8 protein-coding genes and 1 pseudogene are annotated in these 13,472 nt (G+C 73.3%); 4 read left to right on the plus strand and 5 right to left on the minus strand.

What is annotated here, in order from left to right:
• Nucleotides 1-224: 224 nt before the first annotated feature.
• Both UWG_RS0119775 and UWG_RS0119780 read left to right on the plus strand, forming a co-directional pair.
• Nucleotides 225-782, plus strand: coding sequence for a DUF4352 domain-containing protein (locus tag UWG_RS0119775; RefSeq protein WP_016908938.1), 558 nt, complete (start codon nt 225-227; stop codon nt 780-782).
• Nucleotides 783-892: 110 nt separating this feature from the next.
• Nucleotides 893-1,579 (plus strand): HAD family hydrolase, encoded by a 687-nt coding sequence (locus UWG_RS0119780; protein WP_016908939.1) that lies wholly within the window; start codon nt 893-895, stop codon nt 1,577-1,579.
• Between the two features lie 6 nt (nt 1,580-1,585).
• Here the strand turns inward: UWG_RS0119780 and UWG_RS0119785 are convergent, their stop codons facing one another.
• Entirely contained in the window at nt 1,586-2,230 is a 645-nt protein-coding gene (locus tag UWG_RS0119785; protein ID WP_016908940.1) for an HD domain-containing protein, read from the minus strand.
• A gap of 69 nt (nt 2,231-2,299) precedes the next feature.
• Entirely contained in the window at nt 2,300-3,286 is a 987-nt protein-coding gene (locus tag UWG_RS0119790) for an ArsR family transcriptional regulator (protein ID WP_016908941.1), read from the minus strand.
• A 334-nt stretch (nt 3,287-3,620) separates the two neighbouring features.
• Between UWG_RS0119790 and UWG_RS30540 the strand changes: the two genes are divergently transcribed.
• Nucleotides 3,621-5,000, plus strand: a complete 1,380-nt coding sequence (locus UWG_RS30540; protein WP_016908942.1) for an MFS transporter — start codon at nt 3,621-3,623, stop codon at nt 4,998-5,000.
• On the opposite strand, the pseudogene UWG_RS33780 reads toward UWG_RS30540, so the two are convergent.
• Nucleotides 4,888-5,703, minus strand: a pseudogene (locus UWG_RS33780) (HNH endonuclease family protein); the annotation flags it as partial. The gene UWG_RS30540 and the pseudogene UWG_RS33780 overlap by 113 nt on opposite strands.
• A 220-nt stretch (nt 5,704-5,923) precedes the next feature.
• Between UWG_RS33780 and UWG_RS0119805 the strand changes: the two are divergent.
• Nucleotides 5,924-7,015, plus strand: coding sequence for an acyltransferase family protein (locus tag UWG_RS0119805; RefSeq protein ID WP_016908944.1), 1,092 nt, complete (start codon nt 5,924-5,926; stop codon nt 7,013-7,015).
• Here UWG_RS0119805 and mfd read toward each other — a convergent pair.
• Both mfd and UWG_RS0119815 read right to left on the minus strand, forming a co-directional pair.
• Entirely contained in the window at nt 6,993-10,565 is a 3,573-nt protein-coding gene (gene mfd, locus UWG_RS0119810; RefSeq protein WP_016908945.1) for a transcription-repair coupling factor, read from the minus strand. The two genes, UWG_RS0119805 and mfd, sit on opposite strands and share 23 nt — an antisense overlap.
• Before the next feature lie 236 nt (nt 10,566-10,801).
• Nucleotides 10,802-13,378: an ABC transporter permease gene (locus tag UWG_RS0119815; protein WP_016908946.1), complete on the minus strand. Its 2,577-nt coding sequence runs from the start codon at nt 13,376-13,378 to the stop codon at nt 10,802-10,804.
• Between the last annotated feature and the right edge of the window lie 94 nt (nt 13,379-13,472).

A 13,472-nucleotide genomic window follows, 5' to 3' on the forward strand; every position in this document is an offset into this window, starting at 1 on the left:
TCCCACCCCACACGTCTGCTCTTCACCGGCTCGCTCGCCGAGCGGCCGGGCGAGCATAGCGAACAGCCCGCCGCCAGTCGTACACAGGGTGTACGTCACATAAACCATGATCGTTGTTGACTCGGTTCACAGCCGATGTTCTGATTAACCGCCGTGCACCAGGCCCGAGGTACGCACCGGCCCCGCACACCGAAGCACGGACCCGCACCACCGAAAGGCCCCTCATGTCCCGTCCCCGCCTCCCCCGAACGCGGCGGCTGGCGGCCGCTGCCACCGTCGGCACCCTCGCCGTCGGTGTCCTCGCCGCCTGCGGCTCCGACGAGTCCGCCGAGGGCTCAGGGCCCCGCGCCGACAAGGCCGACGCCGCACAGGCCGCAGCGGCGGACACCGGCGAGCGTCCGCTGAAGCAGGGCGAGACCACCACCTACCAGAACGGCCTGAAGGCCACCGTCTCCAAGGCCGAGGCGTACGAGCTCGGCGAATACGCGTCGGGGCACGCCAAGGGCCACACCCCGCGCAAGGTCGACGTCACGCTGGAGAACACCGGCGACGAACGCCTCAGCGCCTCCCGCGCCCAGGTGAGCGCCCGTACCGACGACGGCGCCGTCCGCCAGATCGTCGACGAGAAGACAGGTGTCGGCTTCCACGGGAGGCTGATGCCGGGCAAGGAGGCGACCGTCTCCTACGTCTTCGACGTCCCGGAGAAGGCCGAGGACCTCGACGTGCGGCTCGAGTTCGTCGACTTCGGCACCGAGCCGGCGAAGTGGGGCGTCGCGCTCTGATCCCGTGCGGCCGGCTCCCCCGGAGCCGGCCGCAAAGCGTTTGCCCCACGCCGGCCGCAGGTGGAGGATTTCCGCGGACCTCGGCAGTCGGGCAGGGAGCGGAGCTGGTGATGGGCGCCACGGCACACATCGTGTGGGACTGGAACGGAACCCTCCTCGACGATCTGGACATCACCGTCCAAGCCACCGACCACGCCTGCCGGTTGGTCGGTGGCGCCCCCGTCGACCACGCGCGCTACCGGGACTGCTTCACCCGCCCCGTACGCGCCTTCTACGAGCGGCTCCTGGAGCGCGACGCCTCCGAGGACGAGTGGCGAGTCCTCGCCGAGGGCTACCACAGGCACTACCGCGACAACCTCGCCCGCGCCGCTCTCCGCCGCGGCACCCGCGGGCTCCTCGCCGAGCTCGCCGACTCGGGCGTCACCCACTCCCTGCTCTCGATGACGGAGCACGACGAACTCCTCGGCCTCGTCGAGGCGCACGGCCTCCGCGACTCCTTCCAGATCGTCGACGGAGCCCCGAAGCACCGCCGCGCGGACGGCAAGACGGAAGCGCTCCGCGAACACCTCGCGCGCCTCACCGGGCTGCGCGGCTCCTCGCTCCCGCCCGAGCAGGTGCTCCTCGTCGGGGACGCGCTCGACGACGGCCACGCGGCGAGCGGCAGCGGCGCCGCCTGCGTCCTGCTCGCAGACGGCGCCTACGCGCCCGGCGAGCCGCAGCGCCTCGGTCTCCGCGTCGCCGAGACCCTCCACGAGGCGGCGCGGACGGGGCTGCAACTCCTCGAGGCGCGGCGGTAGTCGGCGCTACTCCGGCCAGGGCGAGCCCTGGATCGTCCGCACGAAGTCGCCCCGCTCGAAGCCCGGGACGAAGTGTTCGAGGACGTCGGCCTTGACGTTGCCGAAGGTCGTCTCCGGCTTCGGGCGGATACCGGCGGCGAAGGCGGCGAGGATGCGGCGCTTGAAGTCGGGGCGCGGATGGAGCGCCACGACCTCGTCCCGCTCCTCCTCGGTGAGATCGTGGTAGCCGATCCCCAGCACGTCGTACTCGACGCCCGCGGTGACGAGCGCCACCTCGGGCTCCATGTACTGCGGCACCCCCGGCGTGGTGTGGAGCGCGATCGCCGTCCACACGCGGCGGACGCTGTCCTCGGGCACGCCGCGTGCCTGGAGGAACCGCCGCGCCTCGTCGGCGCTGTCGACCTCGAACCGGCGGCCGCTCGCCCGGTGCTCCTCGGCGAGGCCGAGGTCGTGGAACATCGCCCCGACGTAGAGGAGTTCGGGATCGAAGCTCAGCCCGCGGCGGCGGCCCTGGAGCGCGCCGAAGAAGTAGACGCGGCGGGAGTGGTGGTAGATCAGCTCGTCCGCGGTGTCGCGGACGAGCTGGGTGGCGTCGTCGGCGAGACGGGTGTCGGGCGCGGCGACGCCGGCGGCGGTGGGGCGGTCTGACACGTGGGCCTCCCTCTGGGGTGTGGACAGCCCCAGCGTTCCCGACGCCGCGCCCGCCGTCGACCATGCGGTTCACGGTGCTTCGACGGCCGCGCCTGCCAACAGGTCGCCGAGGCTGCTGCGCTTGTAGAGCACGCGGCGGCCCTCGCGTGCCCTGGTGACGAGCCCCGTCCCGTGGAGGACGCGCAGGTGTTGGGAGACGGCGCTCGGCGTGACCCGGAGGCGCCGTGCGAGCTCCGTCGTGGCGAGCGGCTCTTCGAGGAGGGCAAGCAGCCGCGCCCTCGGCGGGCCGAGGAGCGAGGCGAGCTGCGCCGGTTCGGCCACCGGCGGTTCCTCCCAGAGCGTGGCCACGCCCCGGCTCGGGTAGACGAGGCGGGGCTGCACCTCGGGACCGGCCGGCGGCGCCGGCTTGTGCGCGAAGACGGACGGGAGGAGCAGCAGGCCGCGCCCCGAGGCGTCGACGCGGTGGTCGCCGAGCATCCCGTCGATGTGGAGGACGCCGTCCCGCCAGCGCAGGTTCGGGTGCATGTCGGCGAAGAGCAGGCGGAGACCGCCCGTCGCCAGTTGCCGTGCGCGGTGGGTCATGTCCGTCTCCAGCAGCAGCCGCATCCGCGGCCAGTGCGGTGCGACGGCCGTCCGCCAGTACCCCAGCAGGAGGTCGCAGACGGCGTCCCGGAGGCGGGCGACGTCCGCGTCGTCGACGGCGTCCCGCAGGGGCTCGGGGAGCGGGTCCGGTGCGTGCGCCGTCGCGAGATCGCGGCGGACGCGCGCGGGGGACGTGCGGCGGACGGCGTCGAGTTGGTCCTCGAAGTGCGGTGCGAAGCTCGCGGGTTGCGGGGTGAGGAAGTCGGGGATCGTGCGCCGCCGCGCGACGAGGGACATCAGCAGCCCGGTGTCGAGCGCGCCGAGTCTGCCGAGCACGGACCTGCGCCACGGAAGGTGGAGCGCCGAGAGCCCCGGGTCCTGGAGGACGCGGAGGCTGAGCAGGGTCTCGTGGAGGGGAGAGAGGGCGAAACGCGTGTCGGCGAGGTCCTCGACGCCGAGCACGAAGCTGATCATTAAGCCGGACGCTACATCGATTGGCCGGAGCCCGTCGATGCCGTGGACTTCCGCGCATGCGACCGACAACTGACGCACGCAGGCGGGCAGTTGCGGGATGCGCCCCGCGCCTCCCCGTGCCCGGCAACGACAGCACCCGCGGCGGCGCCGGCCCGCGAACCCGGGCGACATACCACGAAGCAGCGCCCGACTCGCCATCGCGGCAGCCGAATCGGCCACGCGCCGCAGCGGAACCCGCCGGGCACCCCCCGGCGCCCGCCCCGGCCGCACGGCGGTCCGGCATCCCCGCGAACGCCCGCGCGTGCGCCCCCCATCCAGCGCCAAAGGCCCGCCCATGAACCGCCCGACAACCCTGCTCCTCGCCCTCACCTGCGCGGTCGCCGTCGGCAACCTCTACTTCCCGCAGGCGCTGGTCCCGCTGATCGCCGCGGACCTCGGCACCTCGCCCGACGGGGCTTCTTTCGCTGTTGTCGCCACCCAAGGCGGCTACGCGGCCGGGATGTTCCTGCTCGTACCGCTCGGCGACCGCCTGCGCTCCCGTCCGCTCCTCGTCGTCCTGCTCGTCCTCACCGGTGCGGGGCTGCTCGCGGCGGCCTGCGCGCCGAACCTCGCCCTCCTCGCCGGCGCCGGAGCCTGCACCGGGCTCACGACCGTCGGCGCACAGCTAGTCGGTCCGCTCGCGGCCGGGCTCGTGCCGGCCGCGCGGCGCGGAGCGGTGCTCGGCACCCTGCTCAGCGGCTCGATCGGCGGCATGCTGCTCGCCCGCACCTTCGGCGGGACGCTCGGCGAAAGGCTCGGCTGGCGGGCCCCTTATCTCGCGGCGGCCGTGCTGGTCCTGCTGCTCGCCGCCGTCCTGACGCGCACCCTTCCCGAGACGGCCCCACCCTCGCGCCTGCCGTACCCGGCGCTCCTCGCCGAGCCGCTGCGACTGCTGCGCACGGAGCCGGAGTTGCGCCGCTCCTGCCTGTACCAGGCGACGGTCTTCGCCGCGTTCTCCGCCGTGTGGACCTGCCTCGCGCTCCTCCTCGCCGGCCCCGCCTACGGCTTCGGCGCCGAGGCCGTGGGGCTGCTCGCCCTCGTCGGCGCCGTGACGATGCTCTGCACGCCGCTCGCCGGGCGCCTCGTGGACCGCCACGGCCCGGAGCCCGTCAACCTCGTCTGCCTGCTCGCCGTCCTCTGCTCCGCCGCGGTGCTCGCGCCCGGTGCCAAGGGCGGTGCGCTCGGGCTGGCCGCGCTCGTCGCCGGCACGCTGCTCCTCGACGTCGCCATGCAGTCCGGCATGGTCGCCAACAAGACGCGGGTCTACGCACTGCGGGCCGACGCGCGCAGCAGGCTCAACACCGCCTACATGACGTGCGCCTACCTCGCGGGCAGCGCCGGCTCCTGGCTCGGGGCGCGCCTCCACAACAGCGCGGGGTGGTGGGGCGTGTGCGCGCTCGTGGCGCTGCTCGCCGTGGTCGGGCTGGCCCGGCACTTCGCGCCGTACCGGCGGAGGGGCGGCGAACTCCCCGCCGCACGGAGCGGTTTCACGTCGCGCACTGCTCCAGCATCGTCCGTTTGTCGGCCTTCGACACCGGAAGCCGGTACGCGAGGGCCACCTGCGCGAACCGCGTCGCGTACGAGCAGCGGATCTCCGTACTCGGCGGGAGCCAGTCCGACGGGCCCGAGTCGCTCTTGCCGCCGTTGGTCCCGCCGTCGACGGGGAGGAGGTTGAGCGGGTCGTTGGCGAGGCGCTGGCGCTGGGAGTCCGACCAGGCCGAGGCGCCGAACCGCCAGGCGTAGGAGAGGGGTACGACGTGGTCTATCTGCACCTCGGCCGCCTTCTCCTTGCGCCACTTCAACTCCTTGCCCGTGTACGGGTCGTGGAGCCGCATCGACTCGACGACGCAGTCGGAGCCGGCGCGGTAGCTGAGCTCGCGGCCGTCGCGTGCGAGGACGTCGTTGCGGGTGTCGCAGCCGTTGCCGCCGAGGGGGACGCCCTCGACCGTGTCCTTCCAGGCGTAGCCGAAGGCGTGCCTGTGGTAACTCCCGTGGGTGCGGGGCGAGTCCGTCGTCACCCGGTCTATCGTCCGGCGGGCCGCGGCGCGGTCCTGCGCCGAGACGAGCCGCGCCAGCCCCGGCTCGGTGCCGTCGGGGTTCTTCAGAGGACTCGTGCCCTCGCCCTTCCCCGACGCGAGCGGGGAGGCGGGCGACGAGGAAGGACCGGTCCCGGGCGGCGGCGAGGCGGCCGGAGAGGAGGAGGCGGTACCGGACGGGTCCTCCGCCGCTGAGCCCACCGTCCCCTCGCAGCCCGCGAGGACGGCGGCGGCCAGCACGGCGGAGAGCGCGGCGCCCGCCCGGCGCGTTGCCCGTGGAACCCTCCCTCGGCGCACGGAGGCGTGATCGTCACAGGTCAGGGCCCTCACGGTAGCGCGCATTCGATCACCTTAGCGACGGCGAACACGCGCGCGGTAGAGGGCCTTTCGCGCACACACCCGCTCCGACCTGCCGCAACAGCCCATCCGGTCCCCGACTCCCGTCCCGTCGAGCCCGGTCAGCGCCGCACGCACCCCCGGTTCACCCGCCGCTCGCCGGGCGGACACCCCGCGCCCCTAACGTCCCGGCGACGGGCGCGGACGGGAGACGGGAGCAGGCAGCATGGCGGAGACGACGCGGAAGGCCGGCCGCGAGCCGCACTGGGACAACGTGCGCTTCCTCTCCGGGACGCTCGTGGTCCTGGGGCACGCGGTCGAACCGCTCCTCGCCGAGGCCGACGGGCTGCGGTGGCTGTACCTCGTCACCTGGGCGATGCGGGTCCCCGTCTTCGTCCTCGTCGCCGGCTACTTCTCGCACGCGGGGCCGCTCGACGCGAGGGAGCTGCGGCGGCTCACCGAGTCGGTGCTCCTCCCCTACCTGCTGCTCGGGCTCGTCCACACCGTGCAGCTCTACTGGATCTACGGAGAGGTGCGGTTCTTCACCCACGAGCCGGCCTGGGGACTGTGGTTCCTGCTGTCGCTCTTCGTCTGGCGGATGCTGCTGCCCTACCTCGCGATGCTGCGCCATCCGACGGCGCTCTCGGTGGGGTGCGCGCTCGCCGTCGGGCACCTCGACGGGTTCGACGGCAGCTTCTCCTCGGCGCGGACCGTCGCCTTCCTGCCGTTCTTCCTCCTCGGCTGGAAGCTTCGGCACGGCCTCGGGGAGCGGCTGCTGCACGGCACCGCGACCCGCTGCACCGCGCTCGCCGTGCTCGCCGTCGCCGCCGCCGGCTGCTGGGCGTACCGGGAGGGGCTCGACTCCGCCTGGCTCGCGATGCGCGCCCCGTACGCGCAGACGGCCGAGGCGCCGGTCTGGGACTGGGCGGTACGCGCCGGCGTGCTCGGGTGCGGCGCAGCCGTCGCGCTCGCCTTCGTCCGGCTCGTCCCGAAGCGGAGGCTGCCGTACCTGAGCACGCTCGGCGCGGGCGGCCTCTACCTCTACCTGCTCCACCCGCCCGTGCTGCGCGCGCTCACCACCGCGGGGTGGCTCGACTGGGTGGGCACCTGGCCGAGCCAACTCGCCCTGATCGCCCTGGTGGTTGCGCTCTCCGCGGCGCTCGCCTCGCCGCCCGTGCGGCGGGTGACGCGTCCGCTGGTGCAGCCGCGGCTGCCCTGGCTGTACGTGAGGGCCGACGGCCCCGGGCGCGCGGGCGCACCGCTCCCCGCGCCCGGGGCCGAACGCCCGCCCGCCGTCAGGACCCCAGGACCGAGCTGAGGAACTCCCCCGTCCACGCGAGGAGTTCACGCCCGCTCAACGGCTTGCCGCCGATTCCGGCCGGCTTCGGCCGCGGCACCAGGACCTGCTGCGAGGCGGTCTTCACCATCGACCCCGGGTAGAGCCGCTGAAGCCGCAGCTCCTGCGACTCGCGCAGCTCCACGGGGCTGAACCGGATCTTGTTGCCCTGCAACGTGATGTCGGTGACGCCGCAGCCCCGCGCCAGCATCCGCAACCCCGCGACGAGGAGCAGGTTCTCCACCGGCTCCGGCAGCGGCCCGTAGCGGTCGGTGAGCTCCTCGCGGACGGCCGTGATGTCCTCCTCCGAGTTGGCCGCCGCGATCGAGCGGTACGCCTGGAGCCGCAGCCGCTCGCCCGGCGCGTAGTCGTGCGGCACGTGCGCGTCGACGGGCAGCTCGATCTTCACCTCCAGCGGCGGCTCCTCCGTCTCGCCGCCGCCCTCTTCGAGCGCCGCCCGGTAGTCCGCGACGGCCTCGCCGACCATCCGCACGTACAGGTCGAAGCCGACGCCCGCGATGTGGCCCGACTGCTCCCCGCCGAGAAGGTTGCCCGCGCCGCGGATCTCCAGGTCCTTCATCGCGACGTACATGCCCGCGCCCATCTCGGTGTGCTGCGCGATCGTCGCGAGGCGCTCGTGCGCCGTCTCGGTGAGCGGCTTCTCCGGCGGGTAGAGGAAGTACGCGTACCCGCGCTCGCGGGCGCGGCCCACCCGGCCGCGGAGCTGGTGGAGTTGGGAGAGGCCGAAGTTGTCGCCGCGCTCGACGATGAGCGTGTTGGCGTTGGAGACGTCGATGCCGTTCTCCACGATCGTCGTGGAGACGAGCACGTCGAACTTCTTCTCCCAGAAGTCGACGACGACCTGCTCCAGCGCCTGCTCCGACATCTGCCCGTGCGCCGTGGCGACCCGCGCCTCCGGCACGGTCTGCCGCAGCCTCGCCGCGGCCTTGTCGATCGACTCCACCCGGTTGTGGATGTAGAACACCTGGCCCTCGCGCAGGAGTTCGCGCCGGATCGCCGCGCCGATCTGCCGGTCCTCGTACGGCCCGACGAAGGTGAGCACCGGATGCCGCTCCTCCGGGGGCGTCGTGATCGTCGACATCTCGCGGATGCCGGTGACTGCCATTTCCAGGGTCCGCGGGATCGGCGTCGCCGACATCGTCAGCACGTCGACGTTGGCGCGGAGCTTCTTGAGCTGCTCCTTGTGCTCGACGCCGAACCGCTGCTCCTCGTCGACGATGACGAGGCCCAGCTCCTTGAACTTCGTCTCCGAGGAGAAGAGCCGGTGCGTGCCGATCACCACGTCGACGGTGCCCTCGCGGAGCCCGTCGAGGACGGCGCGCGCCTCGGCGTCCGACTGGAACCGCGAGAGCGCGCGCACGTTCACGGGGAACTGCCCGTACCGCTCGCCGAAGGTGGCGAAGTGCTGCTGCACCAGCAGCGTCGTCGGCACCAGCACGGCGACCTGCTTGCCGTCCTGCACCGCCTTGAACGCGGCGCGCACGGCGATCTCCGTCTTGCCGTAGCCGACGTCGCCGCAGATCAGCCGGTCCATCGGGACCGACTTCTCCATGTCCTGCTTCACCTCGGAGATCGTGGTGAGCTGGTCGGGCGTCTCGGCGTAGGGGAAGGCGTCCTCCAGCTCCCGCTGCCAGGGGGTGTCCTGCCCGAAGGCGTGGCCGGGCGCCGCCATCCGCGCCGAGTAGAGCTTGATCAGGTCGGCGGCGATCTCCTTGACCGCCTTCTTGGCGCGGGCCTTCGTCTTCGTCCAGTCGGCGCCGCCGAGCCGGTGGAGGGACGGCTGCTCGCCGCCGACGTACTTGGTGATCTGCTCCAACTGGTCGGTGGGGACGAAGAGGCGGTCCCCCGGCTGCCCGCGCTTCGCCGGCGCGTACTCGACGACCAGGTACTCGCGGGTGGCGCCCTGCACCGTGCGCTGCACCATCTCGATGTACCTGCCCACGCCGTGCTGCTCGTGGACGATGTAGTCGCCGGACTGGAGCGTCAGCGGGTCGATCTGCTTGCGCCGCCTCGCCGGCATCTTCGCCGTCTGGCTGCCGGCGGCCTTCTGCCCCGTCAGGTCGGTCTCGGTGATCACCGCGAGCTGCAACTCGGGGGCGAGGAAGCCGTGGTCGAGGGAGCCGCAGGCGACGTGGACCACGGACGGCGTGATCTCGGTGAGGTCGGCGGGGCCGCCGTCGTCGCCGCGGTGCAGGCGCGCGGGGACGCCCTCGTTGCCGAGGACCTCGGCGGTGCGCGACGCGGGGCCCTGGCCCTCGGTGAGGTAGACGCACCGCCAGCCGTCGCTCAGCCAGCGGCGGGTGTCGGTGAGCGCACGCGCCGTCTCGCCGCGGTAGGTCTCGGGGGCCTGCATCCCGAGGGTGAGGGTGTCGGCGCCGTCGAGCTCGTCCTCCAGTTCGGTGTCGGCGGCGAACTGGCTCACCGACCACCACATCATGCCCGTCTCCCGGGCGTGCTCCCGGACTTCGGCGAGCGAGCGGAGCGAGGCGGCGCCGACGTCGATCGGCGCCCGGCCGCCGGTCGCCGTGGCCGACCAGGACGCCTGGAGGAACTCCTGGCTCGTCGCCACGAGGTCGGCGGCGCGCGTGCGGACCCGCTCCGGGTCGCAGACGAGCGTCATGCTGCCGGCCGGGAGGACGTCGAGCAGCAGCTCCATCTCGTCGACGAGGACGGGCGCGAGCGACTCCATGCCCTCGACGGCGATCCCCTCCGCGATCTTGTCGAGCATCTCGGCGAGTTCGGGATGGGCAAGCGCCAGCTCCGCCGCCCTCTCCCGGACGCTCTGCGTGAGCAGCAGCTCCCGGCAGGGCGGCGCCCACAGGCCGTGCTCGGCGACCTCCAGCGACCGCTGGTCCGCGACCTTGAAGTAACGGATCTCCTCGACCTCGTCGCCCCAGAACTCCACCCGCACCGGGTGCTCCTCGGTCGGCGGGAAGACGTCGAGGATGCCGCCGCGCACGGCGAAGTCCCCGCGGTTCTCGACGAGTTCCACGCGGTGGTACGCGGCCGCCGCCAGCCCGTCGACGACCTCCTCCAGATCCGCCTCCTGCCCCTGCCGCAGCGCCACGGGCACGAGATCGCCCAGCCCCCGCACCTGCGGCTGGAGCACCGCCCGCACCGGCGCGACGACGACGGAGACGGGCCCGCCCTTCTCGTCGTCGGCCGAGGGGTGCGCGAGCCGGCGGAGCACGGCGAGGCGCCGGCCGACCGTGTCCGAGCGGGGCGAGAGCCGCTCGTGGGGCAGTGTCTCCCAGGACGGGAACTCCACCACCGACTCCGGCGTCAGCAGCGAGCGCAGCGCCGCGGCCAGGTCCTCGGCCTCGCGGCCCGTCGCGGTGACGGCGAGCAGCGGCCGCTGCGCGGAGCGGGCGAGTGCGGCGGCGGCGAACGGTCTGGCCGCCGGCGGACCGACGAGGTCGAGGTGGTGCCGGTTGCCGTCGGCTGCCGCCTGTACGGCCTCTTCGAGAGCGGGGTCCCGTACGACGGCGTCGAGCAATCCGGTGAGACTCATGGAGCGGCTTCCCTGCGGGTGGGATCTGGTGGGTCGGTGCTGGTGGACGAGGGGCCCGGGCGTACGCGGTGTGCGAGGAGGCCGCTTGGCGCTCCCCGCGGCCGGACAGCACGCCAGGCCCGGCGCGCGGTGCGGGCCGGGGTGTCCAGAGTACGACCACGCCGGAGCGAGCGGGCACGCGTCGGGGACCGCGATACCCCCGTGATCGCGGTCCCCCACCGAGCGTGCCCGGTGCCTCACTCGGTGGCGATCGCGCCCAGCACGCTCATCCGTCCCGCACGGAACGCCGGCACCAGGGCCGCGACGAGGCCGACCACCGCCGAGCCGAGGAAGACGCCGCCGATCGTCGCCCAGGGGATCTCCAGCACGTCGAGCCCTTCGAGCGCGAGGAGCTGCTGCGCCGTCGCACCCCACGCCATCCCGAGGCCGAGTCCGAGGAGGGCGCCGAAGAGCGCGATCACCACCGACTCCAGGCGGATCATGCGGCGCAGCTGCCGCCGGGAGAGGCCGATGGCGCGCATCAGTCCGATCTCCCTCGTCCGTTCGACGACGGAGAGCGCCAGCGTGTTGACCACGCCGAGAACGGCGACGACGACGGCGAGCGCGAGGAGTCCGTAGACGAGGTTGAGCATCTGGCCGACCTGCGACTGGAGGGTCTCCTTGAAGTCGGCCTGGTCGCGCACCTGGTACTGCGGGTAGCCGTCGAGGCTCTTCTTGAGCGCCGCGTACGCCGCCTCCTGCTGCCCGTCCGCCGCCGAGCCGAACAGGGCCATGTTCAGCGGGAACCGGTCGGCCGGGAGATGGGCCCGCGCCGTCGCCGTGGAGACGTACATCGCCCCCTTGTCGACGCTCGTGTCGTCCGAGGTGATCGCGGCGACCCGCAGCTCCGCCGTCCGCCCGTGGTCGAAGTCGACGCGGACGACGTCGCCGGCGTGGACGCCGTGCTCGTTGGCCCACACCTCGCCGACCGACATCGCGTTCTTCCCGTAGGCGTCGGCGAGTTCGCCCTCGACCGTCTCCCTGCGGAGGTCCTCCGCGTACGACGGGTCCGCGGCGACGAGCCTGTCCTTCGTGCGCGAACCGTCCTCGGGGACCACCGAGGCCGGCACCATGCGGTAGGACGAGACGTGCGAGAGGCCCTCGGTCTGCCGGACGCGCTGCTCGGCGGCCGGGGTGATCGGCTGCCCGTTGTCGGACTGGACGATGAAGTCCGCGCCGACCGACCTGTCGACCTGCTCGGAGGCCGAGGCGACCATCGAGGAACCCACCACCGACAGCGCGGCGACGAGCGCGAGCCCGATCATCAGCGCGGCGCCCGTCGCGCCCGTCCGGCGCGGGTTGCGCAGCGCGTTCCGCTCGGCGAGACGCCCCACGTGCCCGAACGGGCGCGCCACCGGCGCGGAGAGCAGCCGTACGAAGACCCCCGAGAGCACGGGCCCCACGGCGACGAAGCCGACGAGCGTCAACAGCACGCCCAGCGCGAGGAGTCCGGAGCCGGGGCCCGACTCGTCGGCGCGCGCCGCCGCGAAGAGGGATGCGCCCCCTGCGCAGGCGAGCACCGCGCCGAGGACCGCCCGGACCGTGCCGGCGCGGCGGTCCGCGGGGGCGCCCGCGTCCCGCAGCGCGGCCATCGGCGAGACCTTGCCCGCCCGCCGCGCCGGGAGGTAGGCGGCGAAGAGCGTCACCACGATCCCGAGCGCCAGGCCGACCACCGGCGTGCGCCACGCGACCGTCAGCTCCGAGGTGTCGAGGTTCATGCCGACGGCGCCCATCAGCTTCATCATCCCGACGGCGAGCCCGACCCCCGCGCCGACACCGAGGAGCGAACCGACCGCGCCCAGCAGCAGCGCCTCCACCAGCACCGAGCGGTTCACCTGCCGCCGGCTGGAGCCGAGCGCCCGCATCAGGCCGAGCTCCCTCGTGCGCTGCGCGACGAGCATGGAGAAGGTGTTGACGATCAGGAAGACGCCGACGAGCAGGGCGATCCCGGCGAAGCCGAGCATGGCGTACTTGAGCACGTCGAGGAAGGCGCCCATCTCCTCCCTGCCGGAGTCCGCCGCCTCCTGCTGCGTCTGGTAGAGGAACGCGTCCGAGCCGAGCTCGGTCGCCACGTTGCGCTTCAACAGGCCGTCGGTGAAGCCCTCGTCGGCGGAGACGGAGAGCGAGGTGTACCGGTCCGTCGTGCCCAGGAGGCGCTTCTGCGCCGTCTCGGTGTCGAAGAGGACGAGGGCGGCGCCGGGGTTGGTCACCTTGAACGTGGCGATCCCGGAGATCCGCGCGGAGAAGTCGCCGACGGCGCCGAGGGTGCGCAGCTCGTCCCCGAGCGCGAGGTCGTGCTTCTCGGCGGTGTCCGCGTCGACCATCACCTGGGTGGGGCCGCGGGGCGCGTGACCGGAGGTGATCTCCATCGTCCGGCCGTCGTTCCCCGTCCAGTTGCCCGCGATGGTGGGGGCGCCCGTGGCGGCGCCGACGTTGTTCTTCTCGCCGTCGACGACGGTGACCCCAGCGGTGGACACCGAGCCCTCGGCGTCGCGGACGCCGTCGACCCCGCGCACCCGCTCCAGCGTGCCGGCGGGGATCGTCTCGGGGCGGCCGGTGCGCGGGGCCTCCTCCTGCGCGGACTCGCCCTTGGGCTTGACCGTGACGTCGGCGGCCGTCGAGGAGAACATCCGGTCGAAGGTCGCGTTCATCGTGTCGGTGAAGACGAGCGTCCCGCAGACGAACGCCACGGAGAGCAGCACGGCGATGCCGCTCAGCGCCATCCGTCCCTTGTGCGCGAAGAAACTGCGAATCGAGGTGCGCAGGACGGTCACTGCCTGACCCCCGCAACGGCTCGGGCACCCGCGGGGACGGCGCCGGCGCGGGTGTCGAGGGTTTTCATGCGTTCGAGGACGGCTTCGGCGGTGG

The sequence above is a fragment of the Streptomyces xiaopingdaonensis genome (genome assembly GCF_000262345.1).
Classification (GTDB): domain Bacteria; phylum Actinomycetota; class Actinomycetes; order Streptomycetales; family Streptomycetaceae; genus Streptomyces; species Streptomyces xiaopingdaonensis.

What these genes read in the sequence shown, in the direction of transcription:
- UWG_RS0119775 (WP_016908938.1), top strand. Translation starts at nt 225, where the DNA reads ATGTCCCGTCCCCGCCTCCCCCGAACGCGGCGGCTGGCGGCCGCTGCC.
- UWG_RS0119780 (WP_016908939.1), top strand. Translation starts at nt 893, where the DNA reads ATGGGCGCCACGGCACACATCGTGTGGGACTGGAACGGAACCCTCCTC.
- UWG_RS0119790 (WP_016908941.1), bottom strand. Translation starts at nt 3,286, where the DNA reads ATGATCAGCTTCGTGCTCGGCGTCGAGGACCTCGCCGACACGCGTTTC.
- UWG_RS30540 (WP_016908942.1), top strand. Translation starts at nt 3,621, where the DNA reads ATGAACCGCCCGACAACCCTGCTCCTCGCCCTCACCTGCGCGGTCGCC.
- UWG_RS0119805 (WP_016908944.1), top strand. Translation starts at nt 5,924, where the DNA reads ATGGCGGAGACGACGCGGAAGGCCGGCCGCGAGCCGCACTGGGACAAC.
- mfd (WP_016908945.1), bottom strand. Translation starts at nt 10,565, where the DNA reads ATGAGTCTCACCGGATTGCTCGACGCCGTCGTACGGGACCCCGCTCTC.